Here is a 12,619-nt window from a genome sequence, read left to right on the forward strand (position 1 = left end):
GGATGCGGTCCTTATATCAAACAGATTGCCGTCGCTTTCACAGACGAATGTGACGGAAGCAAGAAACATCGCAAGACGTTACTAAGAATTTCTATCCTTGGAAACGGCCGCGACCCAATTGTTCCAGTTCTTTGCGCTGCCGGCGAAGACATTGATATCTGTGGGACCATTGATGCCGGGAATAACGCCGGTCGAGGTATATTGCCAGAAGGCCCAGCGGCGGTCGGAGTAGGTCACCTCGGGATGTTTTGCCACTGAACGGACCCAGAAATGATAATCCTGGAAGTAGCCGGCGAGATTGTCGCGATGGAAATCCACCGAGGTATAGATGATCGGGCGCTTGCCGTAATAGGCCTCCAGCCGATCCATGAAACGCTGCATTGCGGCACGCACCGTTTCAGCGTCGGGGCGGTAGCGGCAAGTCTTCGATTCGGCGTTCCATTCGACGTCAAGCACCGGCGGCAGGCGCATGGCCTCCTTTGGCACATTGCGGATGAACCAGTCGGCCTGCTCGTCGGCGGAGGAGCAGAAATAATAGAAATGATAGGGAGCGTGCGGGATGCCGGCGGCGCGGGCCTCGCGCCAGTATTCGTCGAAGCGCGGATCGACCCTGTCCTTGCCTTCCGTCGCCTTGATGAAGGCAAAGGCCACTCCGGAATTCTTCACCGTGCCCCAGTCGATATCGCCCTGCCATTTGGAGATGTCGATGCCGTGGATCGCGTTCTCCTGCGGATGCTTCGCCCCGAAATCCTGCGGATCGGTATCCTTGAAGCGTGTCTTCGGTTTGATCGACGCCGTTTCGAGATAGTCATGACCGGAAGAGCTGCAGCCGGCCAGCAGGATGGCCAGGGGCAAAACGCAAAACAAAAACCGGCGCATGGGCGTCCTGTCGTAACTCGAATGATCTCTTTGCCCCACAGCCTGACCTTCGAAGATGACGAGCCCAGCAGAGGAATAATCCTCTTTTCACCATATCAACGTAAAAAATCGGTTAGTTTCAAGCGAATTATAAGCGCTTGCTGATAATGGCAGCCCGCCAGGCATAACCGCCGCCGACGGTATCGAACAACAATATCGCGTTGTTTTCATGGGCTTGCGCTTCCAGAACCTCACGCAGATCGGCGCGCGGGGTGACGTGGAATTTCGCAAGCCAGGACTGCAGCATGCGCTGGAACCAGCCCGGCAAACCTTCTTGCTGGCCGAAATCGACGATGTGCAACTGGCCGCCGGGATTGAGTGCGGCGATCGATGCATCGACGGCGCGCTCCCAGTCCGGGATCATCGACAGGGCATAGGAAATCAGGATGCGGTCGAAGCCGCTGACGCCGAATTCGCGCGGTGTGAACGCCGTGGCATCGGCGACGCGGAATTCCGGGATGGTCGCTTTGGTGGCGAAGGTCCTGCGCGCCGAAATCAGCATTTCCTGGGAAATGTCGAGGCCGAACAGTTTGGCGGTCGGGAAATGCCTGTGGGCGAAGGCCATGTTGCGCCCGGTGCCGCAGCCGACTTCAAGCAGAGTGCCGCCTTCGGGCACGTCGAGATGGCGGATCGTGCTGTCGCGGCCGAAAAGGTAATATTTGCGGGTCAGGTCGTAGATATGCCGCTGGTAGCGGTACATGCCATCCATCAGGCTGGCATGTTCATTGCTCTTTCCCGCCGCCTCAGTGCCGACCTTGCTCACGCCTTCTTCCCGTAAATGTGGAAGCCGCCGTAGATTGCCGAACGATCGAGCGCGGTCAGTTCACGCGACTTCTCCTCGAAGTAATCCCACTGGTCGCGGATCACAGGCGCCAGGCGGCCTTCGATAATGCTTTTTTCTGCGGCGGTGCGGAAGATCACGCGGGCGCCTTCGCGCGCCGTGCGGGTGATTTCAGTCCAGACATCGTTCAGTTGCTCGTCGGTCATCCAGTCCTGTGCGTCGAGCAGGATGTAGCGGTCGCGCGAGGCGGCCGGCTCGCGAGCGAGAAGCTCGGTAAAGCTTGCGTGGTGGACGTTGACGCGGTCGACGTTGGCACGGATCACCTCATAGTGCTCCGACTTCAGATAGGTCGGCAGCGGGCCTTCCGCTTCGGTGCCGTAGCGGCGGCCGAAGGCCTGCCAGGCGAAATAGTTGTCGCTCATCGGGAAATGACAGGCGAGCTTTTCCAGGCGGTGCTTCAAAACCGGCGCGATCGAATGATCGGCCGCAAGGCTTGCGAGCTCGTCATATTGCTGCGGCGGAATGCCGAGGCCGAAGAGCGAGCTCTTGCGACCGGTGATCCAGCGCACGACCGGCTTTTCGAAGAGCGGCGCGATCTGCTCGTCGAAGAACTGGCGCTGCTCGCGGATCGAGCGGGTCTTGGTCATCTCGCGCAGCTTGACACCATGCAGGCGGGCAAGAAGATGAGCCGCGCCGATGAAGCGGCCGAGCAGACCGGTTTCGTAGATGTTGCGGTCGAAGACGGTGACACGGCGGCGGCCGAACTTGCGGCCGTTCCAGTAGCTGCGGGTCGCCTCATCGAGGCGGGCGGCGAGATGCTGGTCGTAGGCGCGGCTGTTCGACTTCTCGTTCGGCATCGCCAGGAAGCGGACGAGATCGGCATGGCCGGGAAGGTGTTTGAAGGCGGCCAGCTTCAGGCGGTTCAGGGCGATGTGATGCGGGTTGAGATCGACGACGTCGATTGAGGCCGGCGCCTTGGAGAGATAGGCGAGCATGTTGCAGCCGCCAGAACCGATGGTGACGATGCGATGGTTGGGCTTCAGCTCCATCGCCTGCATGTCGAGATCCGGATCTTCCCAGATCTGCGGATAGACGAGGCCGGAAAAGAGAAGACCGAAGAGACGCTCGGAAAAGCCATCCTTCGAAAAAGCCTTGTGGCGGAGAAGGGCGTCCTTGAGTTTCCGGTTCTTGCGGAAGCCGGCATCCGGTGCAAATTCTGACATGAGTCTGTCACCTTTTTAGCGTTCAGGGCGTGTAACGCGCCTCTGCTACAGTTTGATGACGCGGGCTGTGGGGCACCGTTCTTCGGAGACTTCGACCTCCTTGGGAGAGCGATCGTTTGCTCTCGCGAAAATCGATTGCCCGCACTCCTGGGAAAGTGATCGCAATGACGAGCCTTCTTCGTTCCGGCCCCTTTCCGGCGCGTGCGATTCCTGCTTCTCTCCCGGCAGGGAGGAATGCCATGCGATTTGTCCTGCGTATCCTGAAGGCGCTCGCTCTCCTTCTCGTTCTCGTCGTCATCGCTGCTGCCTGCTGGCTCTTCATCCGGCCGCCGGAATTGCTGCGCGTCGGCGACGGTTATGCCGCCAAGATCGTCTGCTCCAACGTCTTCATTGCTGGCCGAGAGGCTGAGGATGTGCTCCATGACGATGTCCAGGCGCCCGGAAATCCGTTGCTGCGGCTGGTGCGCGTCAGCGTCGACCGCGACAACGACCGTGTGACGGCGCGCTTCATGGGGCTGTTTGCGCCGAGTTATGCGCTCTATCGCGGCGCTTTCGGCTGCACGAGCGTGCCGGACGGCAATTTCGAGGCGGCGGCGAATGCGGTGCCCTTCGATCCGCCGGCCAAGGTTCAGGCGAACGATGCATTATGGCCGGAGGGTGAGGGCGCCGGCGATCGGCAGGACGGAAAGATCGCCGCGCTGCTTGCCGATACCGGAGTTGCCGGCCCGGCAATGCGGGCGATCGTGGTGGTGCGCAATGGCCGCATCGTCACTGAGGCCTATGGCCCCGGCTTCTCGGCGAAGACGCCGCTGATCGGCTGGTCGATGACGAAGACGGTGAATGCGACGATCCTCGGCCGGCTGATGCTCGGAGGCAAGATCTCCTTCGACGATGATAAGCTGCTGGCGCAGTGGAAGAACGATGCGCGCGCCAGGATCAAGGTTTCCGACCTGCTTGGCATGGAGAGCGGCCTTGCCTTCAATGAGGACTATGGCGACGTCGCCGATGTGACGCGCATGCTCTACCTCAATCCCGACATGGTATCGCTGCCGGCCAATGCGCCGATGGAGGCCGCACCCGGCCAACGCTTCCGGTATTCGAGTGGCACGGCCGTGCTGCTGTCGCGCATCTGGATGGACAGGGTCGGCAATACTCAGGCGGCCTTTTCTTACCCGCACGATGCGTTGTTTTCGCCGCTCGGCATGACGAGCGCCGTGTTCGAGCTCGATGCGCGCGGCACCTTTGCCGGAAGCTCCTATCTTTATGCGACGGCGCATGACTGGGCGCGCTTCGGGCAGTTCCTGCTCCAGGACGGCGTCTGGAATGGCCAGCGGCTGTTGCCGGAGGGTTTCGTCGGCGCCATGCGCACTCCAACGGCGGCTTCGAACGGGCGGTATACGCAAGGCCAGGCCTGGCTGGCTGGCCCCGGCGACGGCTCGAGCGCTGAGGCCGGGCTGCCGGAGGATACGTTCTGGCTGACGGGGCATGACGGGCAGAGCATGGCGATCGTCCCCTCCGCCAATCTGGTGGTCGTCAGACTTGGCCTGACGCCGAGCCGGCTCAACTATCAGCCGCAGGTGCTGCTGAAGGCGATCCTGGCGGCCCTGCCGCAATCGGGGGCGCCGCAGCAGCAGGCCGGATCGCAACGACAAGCTCAGCCACTGCCATAGGCAAGGGCTTCAGCCGTTATCTCCAGATTTCAATAATTTCCTTGGGCGATGTCGGTCATGCCCTTGCGCTTGGCGTCGTAATAATAGCCGCGCGCATACAGGCGGACGGCATCGTCTTCCTTATTGTCGGAGACGAGCCAGGCGCCGCGCAGATATTTCGCGGCATATTTGATGTTGGTCTCGGCATCAAAGAGGCCACCCGGGGCACCGTCATAACCCATGGACTTGGCGGTGTTGTACTTGATCTGCATGAGGCCGAAATAGCCGCGCTTGTTGTAGGCCTTCGGATTATAGCGGCTCTCGCGATGGACGATGCGGTGGAGCAGCGTCTCGGGAATTTCGTAGAGCTTCGAATATTTGGCGATGAGCTTGGTGACGAAGCTCTTCTCGACCGTCGGCGCATCGTCTTTGTCGTCATCGCTGAACATCGGTGGCGCCGTCGGCGGATCGATCGGCCCGGATTCGTCGAAACCGTAGTCCATGCTGGCGCGCGGCGTGGTGTCGACTGCGGCCAGTGCTGCAAGCGCGCTGTTCTGCGGTGTGGCGGCAAAGGCAAGCTGCGTCGTCGGCTGTGCCGGCGTTCCCGGACGCGGCGTCGGCACGACGGACTGGATCGCCGTCATCTCGGGCGTCAGCGGGATCTGCGCATAGGCTGCCGGCTGCATTGTAAGATCGCCAGGCTGAGAAGCTGTCACGGCCGGCATCGCCGTTGCGGTTAGGGAGGAGGGTGATGCCTGGGGAATGGTGGCGTCGGCCACGGCTGCACCTTCGGCTGTCGGGATCGCGGCGAGTGTTGCATCTTCGCCGGGTTTCGGCATCGGCACGACGGTCTGGACAGCGGTCAGTTCGGCCTGGGACGTGTATTCGACGCTCGCACATCCCGTTATCATGCCGCAGAGTATCGTGGAAACGACAAGACTGCGTTTCAGGCCGCATAATCCGATCGCTACCATTCCGCCACTTTCGTGAAATCGCGCCGCCCCGGCAGCGTATAAAAGTTACTAAAAACCTTAAGCCCTGGTGACCCCATTAACCTATTCGTGACATTCCGGCAACCACGGAATATTTCTAGGCTGCAATACGGCGATACCCGGCCGTTACGGCACCTGCAGCGATCAGCAGAGTGCCTCCGGTGCGGTTTACGGCGCGCTGGATGCTCGCCTTGCGAATCAATCCGCGCGCGGTATGGGCGAGAAAAGCGTAGGTGGAGGCGTTGAGGATCGCCAGTACAAGGAAGGTCGCTTCCATGATCGCCATCTGCCCGACAAAGGGCAGGGCCGGATTGAGGAACTGCGGCACGAAGGCGACGAAGAAGATGATGCTCTTCGGATTGAGGGCGGTGACGACATAGGCGTGGAAGAAGATCTTGAGCGACTTCTCCTCCGGCAGATTGTCGTTGTCGGCAACCGGTTCGCCGATGATGGGAGCCCGCCAGAGCTTGATTCCCAGCCAGATCAGGTAGGCGCCGCCGATCCACTTCAAGACGGTGAAGAGGGTCGCGGAGGCGGCCAGAACGGCGCCGAGACCGAAGAGAGAAGCCGTCATCGCCGTGAAGTCACCAAGCGCCACGCCGCTCACCGTCGCAAACGCCGTCCTGCGTCCATGACCGAGCGCATAGGAAACGACGAGCAGTATCGTCGGTCCCGGTATGGCCAGCATGATGGCGGATGCAGCCGCAAAAGCGAGCCAAGCTTCAAGTGACATGGTGTCTCCTCCTATTCCTCAGGAATAAGCAAAGACATCATATTAACCATCCGTCAATCACGCTTCTTTGTATTTCTGGCCTATATTGTCCATGACTTCGGCAAACCATCCCGTCGAAAGATCAAAAGTCTTGCCGCCCTTGATGCGCGGGAATTCTATAGTGCGCAATTTACCGTTCTGGCCTTCGTCGTGGCCGGTGACGCCGGAGATTTTATTGAGAGCGCTTTCGACGGCGAGATCGACCATGCTCTGGATCAGCCTGAGGTCGTCGCCGTTGGCAGGCGCGGAGCGAGCGAAATAGCCCGATTTCTGCACGAGGGAACGCTCGGCGTTCAAGAGATTGGCGAACTGCTTCTGGAACCAGGCGCCGACATTGATCGTGTCGATCTTCACATGGCCAAAGGCGTCGCGCTTGACGGTCTCGCCGGCGGCTTCGCGCTCGGCGACGATGGCGTCGAGGCAGGCGCCTTCCGAGACGAAGACGGTAGCGTGGCCGTTGCGGTCCATGCTCTCCTTCAGACGGGCGGCCTCAGCGTCGAGGTCGAAGGCCATCTCAGGAAGGTAGACGGCGTCGATGCTCTTCAGATGTGCGTTCATCATCAGGCCATCGACATACTGGTTGCCGCTGGTGCGCTGGAGATAGGCGCGAGCGGTGGCGGCCGTCAGCCAGCCAGAATGGCGGCCCATCACCTCGTGGATGACGAGAGTGCGCGGCGCGGCCGTCTGCTCGTTGCCGACATTGTCGAAGAAATGCGCGCCAACTTCGGCGGCCGTCCAGGCGCCGAGCGACTGGCGGATCGGTACGACGTCATTGTCGACAGTCTTCGGCAGGCCGACGACGGTCAGATCGTAGCCGTTGGCGGCGAGGTAGGCCGCAAGGTCGGCGGCCGTGGTGTTCGTGTCGTCGCCGCCGATCGTGTGGAGAATGGTGATGCCGTCATTGGCAAGGCCTTCGGCGGCGACCCGCAGCGGGTTCTCGCCTTCCTTGACCAGACCGCGCTTGACGCAGTCGGCGGCATTGGTGAGCTTGACGCGGCTATTGCCGATCGGCGAGCCGCCATAGCGGTGCAGCAGCGGCGCCTTTTCGCGCATCTCGCGGGTGATCTCGAGGCTGTCGCCGATGAGCACACCCTGGTAGCCCGACTTGTAGGCGACGATATCGAGATCGGGCGCGACGTCGCTGTAGCGTTCGATGAGGCCGCCGACAGCGGAAGAGAGACAAGGCGCCAGGCCTCCGGCGGTCAGCATTGCGACTTTCTGCTTGGCCATGATCCCTCCTATGGCGTTTTTGGTGCGGCGGCGTTACCTAGCGCATGGATGCGGCAGGGAAAGGGGCCTGTAAAGTAAAGAATTTACGAAAAGCGCGCCTTTCTGCCGCGTTGGACTGCAAAGGCGACTGGAAGTACGATATAATCGTTTCAAGCCCGATCTGCTTGCCGAGAACTGTTGTGGAAATTTCCGTCGCGCGCACCGGAGCCCACGTGCCGGGCGATGCCGGCGACCGCCGGCCAGGCGCCTTTATACGAGATGAAGCGGGCGCGATGAAACGTTTGCTGCGGTGCGACAATTACCAAATCGTGAAAACTGTGTTCGGCCCTACGACCAATAGTCGCCTTGCAAAGGCTGCGATTCTTTGGTCAAGCTGTTTGCCTATAAATTGACAAGTGTGTGAGATTTTCGATGTCCTTCTGGGAAAAACTGTTGAATGCCATTGGCAATACTGCAGGCAATGCGCTGTCTGCGGTGGTCGAGGCTATCCGCACGGTTTTCGAAGGCGATCCCGAGACCCGGCGTAAGGTGGCTTTCTCCGTGGCGATCATCGCGCTGTCGGCCAAGATGGCCAAGGCCGACGGCATCGTCAGCGAGAAGGAGGTCGAAGCCTTTCGCGAAATCTTCGAATTCCCGCAGGATCAGGCAAAGAACGTCGCCAGGCTTTATAACCTCGCGCGCCAAGACGTTGCCGGCTACGAAGCCTATGCCGAACGGCTCTCCACGCTGTGCGTCACCTGTGCGGCCAATTGCACGGTGCTGGAAGACGTGCTCGACGGCCTCTTCCACATCGCCAAGGCCGACGGGCTGATCCACGAGAAGGAACTGAATTTTCTGCGCCATATCGGTGAGATCTTCCAGATGAGCGAGACCCGCTTCGAGCAGATTGCCGCCCGCCACGTCTCGTCCGGCGGCGATCCCTACAAGGTGCTCGGCGTCTCGCCTTCGGATGATTTCCCGTCCATCCGCCGCCGTTACCACGGCCTCGTCAGCGAACATCATCCCGATCGGCTGATCTCGCGTGGCGTGCCGAAGGAATTCCATGTGATCGCCAATGAGCGCATGGCGGCGCTGAACGCGGCCTATGAGGCGATCGAGAAGGAACGCCGCGCCGCATGACCTCTTTCGAGGCCGACTGCAGAAGCGCCCGCGTGCAGCCTTCGCCGAACCATGGCGAACGGGCGGATGGACGCCGTCCCGACATGATCCTGCTGCACTATACCGGCATGCCGACGGCAGATGGTGCGCTCGACTGGCTCTGTCGCGCCGAGAGCCAGGTTTCCAGCCATTATTTCGTGCATGAGAACGGCGAGGTGGTGCAGCTCGTGCCGGAAATGCAACGTGCCTGGCATGCGGGAAAAAGCAGTTGGCACGGCGAGACCGATATCAATTCGCTGTCGATCGGCATCGAGATCGCCAATGCCGGCCATCCCGGCGGGCTCCCTGATTATCCGAAAGAGCAGATCGCCGCGGTGATCGAATTGTGTCGCGACTGTGTCAAACGTTGGTCGATCGTGCCGGAACGGGTGCTCGGGCATTCCGATGTCGCCCCGATCCGCAAGGTCGATCCGGGTGAGAAATTCCCCTGGGCCGAGCTCCACCGGGCAGGCATCGGCCACTGGGTCGAGCCGGCAACGATCACCGGTGGGCGCTTCTTCCAGCGCGGCGATACCGGCCAACCTGTGGAAGCGCTGCAATCGATGCTGTCACTTTATGGTTACAGCACTGAAATCACGGGTGAATTCTCCGAAAAAACGGCAGGCGACGTGGAAGCTTTCCAGCGCCATTTCCGGCCCGAACGGGTGGATGGCATTGCCGATTTCTCGACGATCGACACGCTGCACCGGTTGCTGTCGGCGCTGCCGCATTATTCCTGACCGGAAGAGCCGGATATCAGGACGGTTTTTTGGCGACCGGCGAGAAAACCGCCTCGCCACATCATTTCCCTATTATCTCCGCATTACGATGGTCTAAGAACGCCGCTAAGCGGTGCCGGGGGTTGTTTTCAAGTTAAACCGCGGGCGCTATATGAAACGATAAGAATTACCGCGAATCCAGATCCATCCTTGATCTGGTATTCATTATGACAGCGAGGCGCGCCGTCCGGAAATTCTTTGGGTCGGAGTGTTCAAGACTACATGAGAAAACTGATTGTTGTTGCTGCAACATGCGTTGGCATGGTGCTGGCGGGAAATAGCTTTGCCTTTGCGAATGGTTGGGGTGTGCGAGCCGATGCGCCGGTGAAGAAAGTCGAGCGTCCTTCGAAGAAGACAGAGCGTCCGTTGAAAAAAGCGGAGCGTTCGGTCAAGCCCGCGAAGCGTCCGCTCAAGACGGCGGAACGCCCGCTGAAGACGGTCGAGCGCCAGAGCGGCTATCCCGTCGCCGATGTTTCCGGCAATAACTATTCCGCACTGATCAGCAAATATGCGAACCAATATAATGTACCGGTTGCGCTTGCGACCGCGGTCATCCGCATCGAAAGCAATTTCAATCCGAATGCGCGCGGCAGCCACGGTGAAATCGGCCTCATGCAGATAAAGCCTGCCACTGCCCGCATGATGGGCTATTCCGGCAGCGCCAAGGGCTTGTTCGACCCGGAAACCAACATCAAGTACGGCATGAAATATCTGGCTGCCGCCCATGATCTCGGTGGTGGCGAGACCTGCAACACCATCCTAAAATACAATGCCGGTCATGCCGCCACGCGCATGAACCCGGTGTCGAAGACCTATTGCGGCAAGGTCCTAGCGATGCTCGACTGAGCATAGCCAGTCGCGTCGGGACGATATTCCCTTGCGGCATTTTTACGGATATGAATCAGCACGCTTGCCGTGATATCCCGCCTTGAAACGAGGTGGGATATGGCAGTCGATTTCAGGTTCATCATCATCGGATGCGGCATGATGGGTGCCGCCGCCGCACGGCATCTCTCCTCGATGGCCGACGGCATTGCGCTGATCGGCCCGCGTGAGCCGGACCAGCGCAAGGCCCATCACGGCGTCTTCGCCAGCCACTACGACGAAGCGCGCATCACCCGCACTTTCGACGGCAATCTTGCCTGGGGAACCTTCGCCGCCCGCGCGCTCGACCGCTACGGCGAGGTCGAGGCAAGGAGCGGCATTTCCTTCCATTCGGAGGTCGGTTGCCTCTTTGCCGGTCCGACCCCGACGGACGAGCAGGACTATATCAACCGGGCACTGGCCGTCAGCCGGTCGCTCGGCAGCGATATCGAGACCATCACACCGCCGGAGCTTCCCCAACGTTTTCCCTATCTTGCCTTTGACCCTGATTTTAGCGGATATTTCGAGCGTAAGCGCGCCGGCCACATCAATCCGCGGGCGCTGGTGCGGGCGCAGATCAAGCTTGCCGAACAGGGTGGTGTCTCGCTTATCGAGGCAACCGCGACATCCGTGCACGACGCCGGTTCCCATGTAGAGGTGACGGCCGGCGGCAGAAGTTACAGCGCCGAACGTGTGCTGGTCGCCGCCGGCGGTTTTGGCAATTTCCATGCCCTGCTGCCGCGTCCCGTCGATACCAGGGTTATGGCGCGCACCGTCGCTTTCTACGAAATCGGCGAGCGCGAGATGGCGATTTTCGGCGATATGCCGTCGACGATCGTGCTCGGTGACCGGGAAGAGGATCACATCTATATCCTGCCGCCGGTGCGTTATCCCGACGGCAAGACCTATCTGAAACTCGGTGGCGACACCGAGCCGCTTTGCTTCGAGAGGTTGGAGGATGCCGGCGCGTGGTTCCGTTCCGACGGCAGTGCTGCCGAGCGCGATCATCTCTCGCGTATTGCCTTGCAGCTGATGCCGGAGCTAGCCGGCTGCCGCGTGACTTCGGCGCCCTGCGTGGCCAATTTCACGCCGACCGGTTATCCCTATGCCGGATTTACGCAGTCGCCACGCGTCGCTGTGCTGACTGGGGGCAATTTCGTCGCGGCCAAATCCTCCGACGAACTCGGGCGGCTGGGAGCGGTACTTCTGGCGGAAGGACGGCTCGGCGATCAGGATTTCGGCGGCGAACTGACGCCGGTCTTCGCAGCAATTCAAGATGATGCAGCGTCCTTTGCGGGTCTGAAAAGACAGGCGGCGTCGTAGAGACGAAAAGCATGGCAGTCGATTTCAAATATATCGTCGTCGGCCGCGGGCTCATGGGGGCAGCGGCGGCGCGGCATCTGGCGCGGCAAGTGGACGGTGTCGCAGTGATCGGTCCGGACGAGCCTGATGACCGCAAGGCGCATCAGGGCGTCTTCGCCAGCCATTACGACGAGGGGCGCATCACCCGTACCATCGATCCCGACCGCAATTGGGCCCTACTCGCCAACCGTTCGATCGGCCGTTATGGCGAGATCGCTCGCGACAGTGGCATCGACTTCTATCGCGAGGTCGGCTGTGCCGTCGTCGCGCCGACGCAGAGCGATTATCTCGAGAGAACCCGACAGGCCGCCATCTCGCTCGGTGTCGAGACTCGCACCGTGACGCTTTTCGAGGTAAGCGAGGCCGATGCTGCGCGCCTGGCCGCGATGCCGTCGCTCATTCTCCGGGCGCCCGGCATCGAAATCTACCTGCTGCCGCCGATCCGGTATCCCGACGGCAAATTCTACTTGAAGATCGGCGGCGATCCTGACGATATGGCACTCAGCGACGACGCCGATATGCGCGCTTGGTTCAAGACCGAGGGCCGCGATACGGTGCGCGCGCATCTCAAACGCATCGTTGAAGGTCTCGTGCCCGATATCGTGCCGCTCTCGATTTCGACGGCGGCCTGCGTCGTGTCGCATACGGAACGCGGCTACCCGATGATTGGCTACACCTCATCGCCAGAAATCGCGGTGCTCACGGGCTGTGCCGGAACGTGGGCCAAGAGCTCGGACGAGATCGGCCGGCTTGGGGCCGAGCTGCTTTTGTCAGGCGGAATCGGCGGACAGGGCTATTCCACGGATTTCACACCGCAATTTCGCTAGAGCATTTCCGTTTTTCTCCGAACCACGGGGGTGCTCTCTTTTTTGTTGTTCCGCAATTCCGGACGCAAAACCGATGCGCAGTGTT

Annotated in this window: 12 protein-coding genes; 6 read left to right on the plus strand and 6 right to left on the minus strand. The window is 60.7% G+C overall.

Going from position 1 to position 12,619, the window contains the following annotated elements; translation table 11 throughout:
* Window positions 1–81: 81 nt before the first annotated feature.
* The 3 genes from ACIPSK_RS04150 to ACIPSK_RS04160 form a co-directional block, all read right to left on the minus strand.
* Window positions 82–879, minus strand: a complete 798-nt coding sequence (locus tag ACIPSK_RS04150; protein ID WP_162115947.1) for a glycoside hydrolase family 25 protein — start codon at window positions 877–879, stop codon at window positions 82–84.
* Between the two features lie 127 nt (window positions 880–1,006).
* Window positions 1,007–1,681: a methyltransferase domain-containing protein gene (locus tag ACIPSK_RS04155; protein WP_162115948.1), complete on the minus strand. Its 675-nt coding sequence runs from the start codon at window positions 1,679–1,681 to the stop codon at window positions 1,007–1,009.
* Window positions 1,678–2,922, minus strand: coding sequence for a DUF3419 family protein (locus ACIPSK_RS04160; protein WP_017965121.1), 1,245 nt, complete (start codon window positions 2,920–2,922; stop codon window positions 1,678–1,680). Before ACIPSK_RS04160 ends, ACIPSK_RS04155 begins: the two co-directional genes overlap by 4 nt.
* Before the next feature lie 239 nt (window positions 2,923–3,161).
* Here ACIPSK_RS04160 and ACIPSK_RS04165 point away from each other — a divergent pair, with 239 nt between their 5' ends.
* The gene (locus tag ACIPSK_RS04165) at window positions 3,162–4,592 is read left to right on the plus strand and encodes a serine hydrolase domain-containing protein (RefSeq protein ID WP_162115949.1); all 1,431 of its coding nucleotides are present in this window, start codon (window positions 3,162–3,164) and stop codon (window positions 4,590–4,592) included.
* A gap of 29 nt (window positions 4,593–4,621) precedes the next feature.
* Here ACIPSK_RS04165 and ACIPSK_RS04170 read toward each other — a convergent pair whose 3' ends face one another.
* The 3 genes from ACIPSK_RS04170 to ACIPSK_RS04180 all read right to left on the minus strand — a co-directional run bounded on the left by ACIPSK_RS04170 (window position 4,622) and on the right by ACIPSK_RS04180 (window position 7,565).
* The gene (locus ACIPSK_RS04170) at window positions 4,622–5,545 is read right to left on the minus strand and encodes a lytic transglycosylase domain-containing protein (RefSeq protein ID WP_162115950.1); all 924 of its coding nucleotides are present in this window, start codon (window positions 5,543–5,545) and stop codon (window positions 4,622–4,624) included.
* 115 nt (window positions 5,546–5,660) lie between these two features.
* Window positions 5,661–6,296, minus strand: a complete 636-nt coding sequence (locus ACIPSK_RS04175) for a LysE family translocator (RefSeq protein WP_162115951.1) — start codon at window positions 6,294–6,296, stop codon at window positions 5,661–5,663.
* Window positions 6,297–6,353: 57 nt separating this feature from the next.
* Window positions 6,354–7,565, minus strand: coding sequence for a pyrophosphate--fructose-6-phosphate 1-phosphotransferase (locus tag ACIPSK_RS04180; RefSeq protein WP_162115952.1), 1,212 nt, complete (start codon window positions 7,563–7,565; stop codon window positions 6,354–6,356).
* Window positions 7,566–7,976: 411 nt separating this feature from the next.
* On the opposite strand from ACIPSK_RS04180, the gene ACIPSK_RS04185 reads away from it, so the two are divergent.
* The 5 genes from ACIPSK_RS04185 (at window position 7,977) to ACIPSK_RS04205 (ending at window position 12,534) form a co-directional block, all read left to right on the plus strand.
* A complete protein-coding gene (locus tag ACIPSK_RS04185) occupies window positions 7,977–8,684 on the plus strand; it encodes a J domain-containing protein (protein WP_017965116.1) in 708 nt (235 codons plus the stop codon).
* Complete coding sequence (locus tag ACIPSK_RS04190) at window positions 8,681–9,442, plus strand: N-acetylmuramoyl-L-alanine amidase (protein ID WP_162115953.1); 762 nt, start codon at window positions 8,681–8,683, stop codon at window positions 9,440–9,442. The genes ACIPSK_RS04185 and ACIPSK_RS04190 overlap by 4 nt, the downstream gene beginning before the upstream one ends.
* A 261-nt stretch (window positions 9,443–9,703) precedes the next feature.
* On the plus strand, window positions 9,704–10,327 hold the full coding sequence (locus ACIPSK_RS04195) for a lytic transglycosylase domain-containing protein (protein ID WP_162115954.1): 624 nt from the start codon (window positions 9,704–9,706) through the stop codon (window positions 10,325–10,327).
* 99 nt (window positions 10,328–10,426) lie between these two features.
* Window positions 10,427–11,668, plus strand: a complete 1,242-nt coding sequence (locus ACIPSK_RS04200; protein ID WP_162115955.1) for an NAD(P)/FAD-dependent oxidoreductase — start codon at window positions 10,427–10,429, stop codon at window positions 11,666–11,668.
* 11 nt (window positions 11,669–11,679) lie between these two features.
* Complete coding sequence (locus ACIPSK_RS04205; protein ID WP_162115956.1) at window positions 11,680–12,534, plus strand: FAD-dependent oxidoreductase; 855 nt, start codon at window positions 11,680–11,682, stop codon at window positions 12,532–12,534.
* Window positions 12,535–12,619 lie beyond the last annotated feature (85 nt).

It is taken from the genome of Rhizobium sp. LARHSG275, from assembly GCF_052871115.1.

Excerpts from the sequence above, each read along its gene's own strand:
- ACIPSK_RS04150 (WP_162115947.1), bottom strand. The coding sequence starts at position 879 with ATGCGCCGGTTTTTGTTTTGCGTTTTGCCCCTGGCCATCCTGCTGGCC.
- ACIPSK_RS04160 (WP_017965121.1), bottom strand. The coding sequence starts at position 2,922 with ATGTCAGAATTTGCACCGGATGCCGGCTTCCGCAAGAACCGGAAACTC.
- ACIPSK_RS04165 (WP_162115949.1), top strand. The coding sequence starts at position 3,162 with ATGCGATTTGTCCTGCGTATCCTGAAGGCGCTCGCTCTCCTTCTCGTT.
- ACIPSK_RS04170 (WP_162115950.1), bottom strand. The coding sequence starts at position 5,545 with ATGGTAGCGATCGGATTATGCGGCCTGAAACGCAGTCTTGTCGTTTCC.
- ACIPSK_RS04175 (WP_162115951.1), bottom strand. The coding sequence starts at position 6,296 with ATGTCACTTGAAGCTTGGCTCGCTTTTGCGGCTGCATCCGCCATCATG.
- ACIPSK_RS04180 (WP_162115952.1), bottom strand. The coding sequence starts at position 7,565 with ATGGCCAAGCAGAAAGTCGCAATGCTGACCGCCGGAGGCCTGGCGCCT.
- ACIPSK_RS04185 (WP_017965116.1), top strand. The coding sequence starts at position 7,977 with ATGTCCTTCTGGGAAAAACTGTTGAATGCCATTGGCAATACTGCAGGC.
- ACIPSK_RS04190 (WP_162115953.1), top strand. The coding sequence starts at position 8,681 with ATGACCTCTTTCGAGGCCGACTGCAGAAGCGCCCGCGTGCAGCCTTCG.
- ACIPSK_RS04195 (WP_162115954.1), top strand. The coding sequence starts at position 9,704 with ATGAGAAAACTGATTGTTGTTGCTGCAACATGCGTTGGCATGGTGCTG.
- ACIPSK_RS04200 (WP_162115955.1), top strand. The coding sequence starts at position 10,427 with ATGGCAGTCGATTTCAGGTTCATCATCATCGGATGCGGCATGATGGGT.
- ACIPSK_RS04205 (WP_162115956.1), top strand. The coding sequence starts at position 11,680 with ATGGCAGTCGATTTCAAATATATCGTCGTCGGCCGCGGGCTCATGGGG.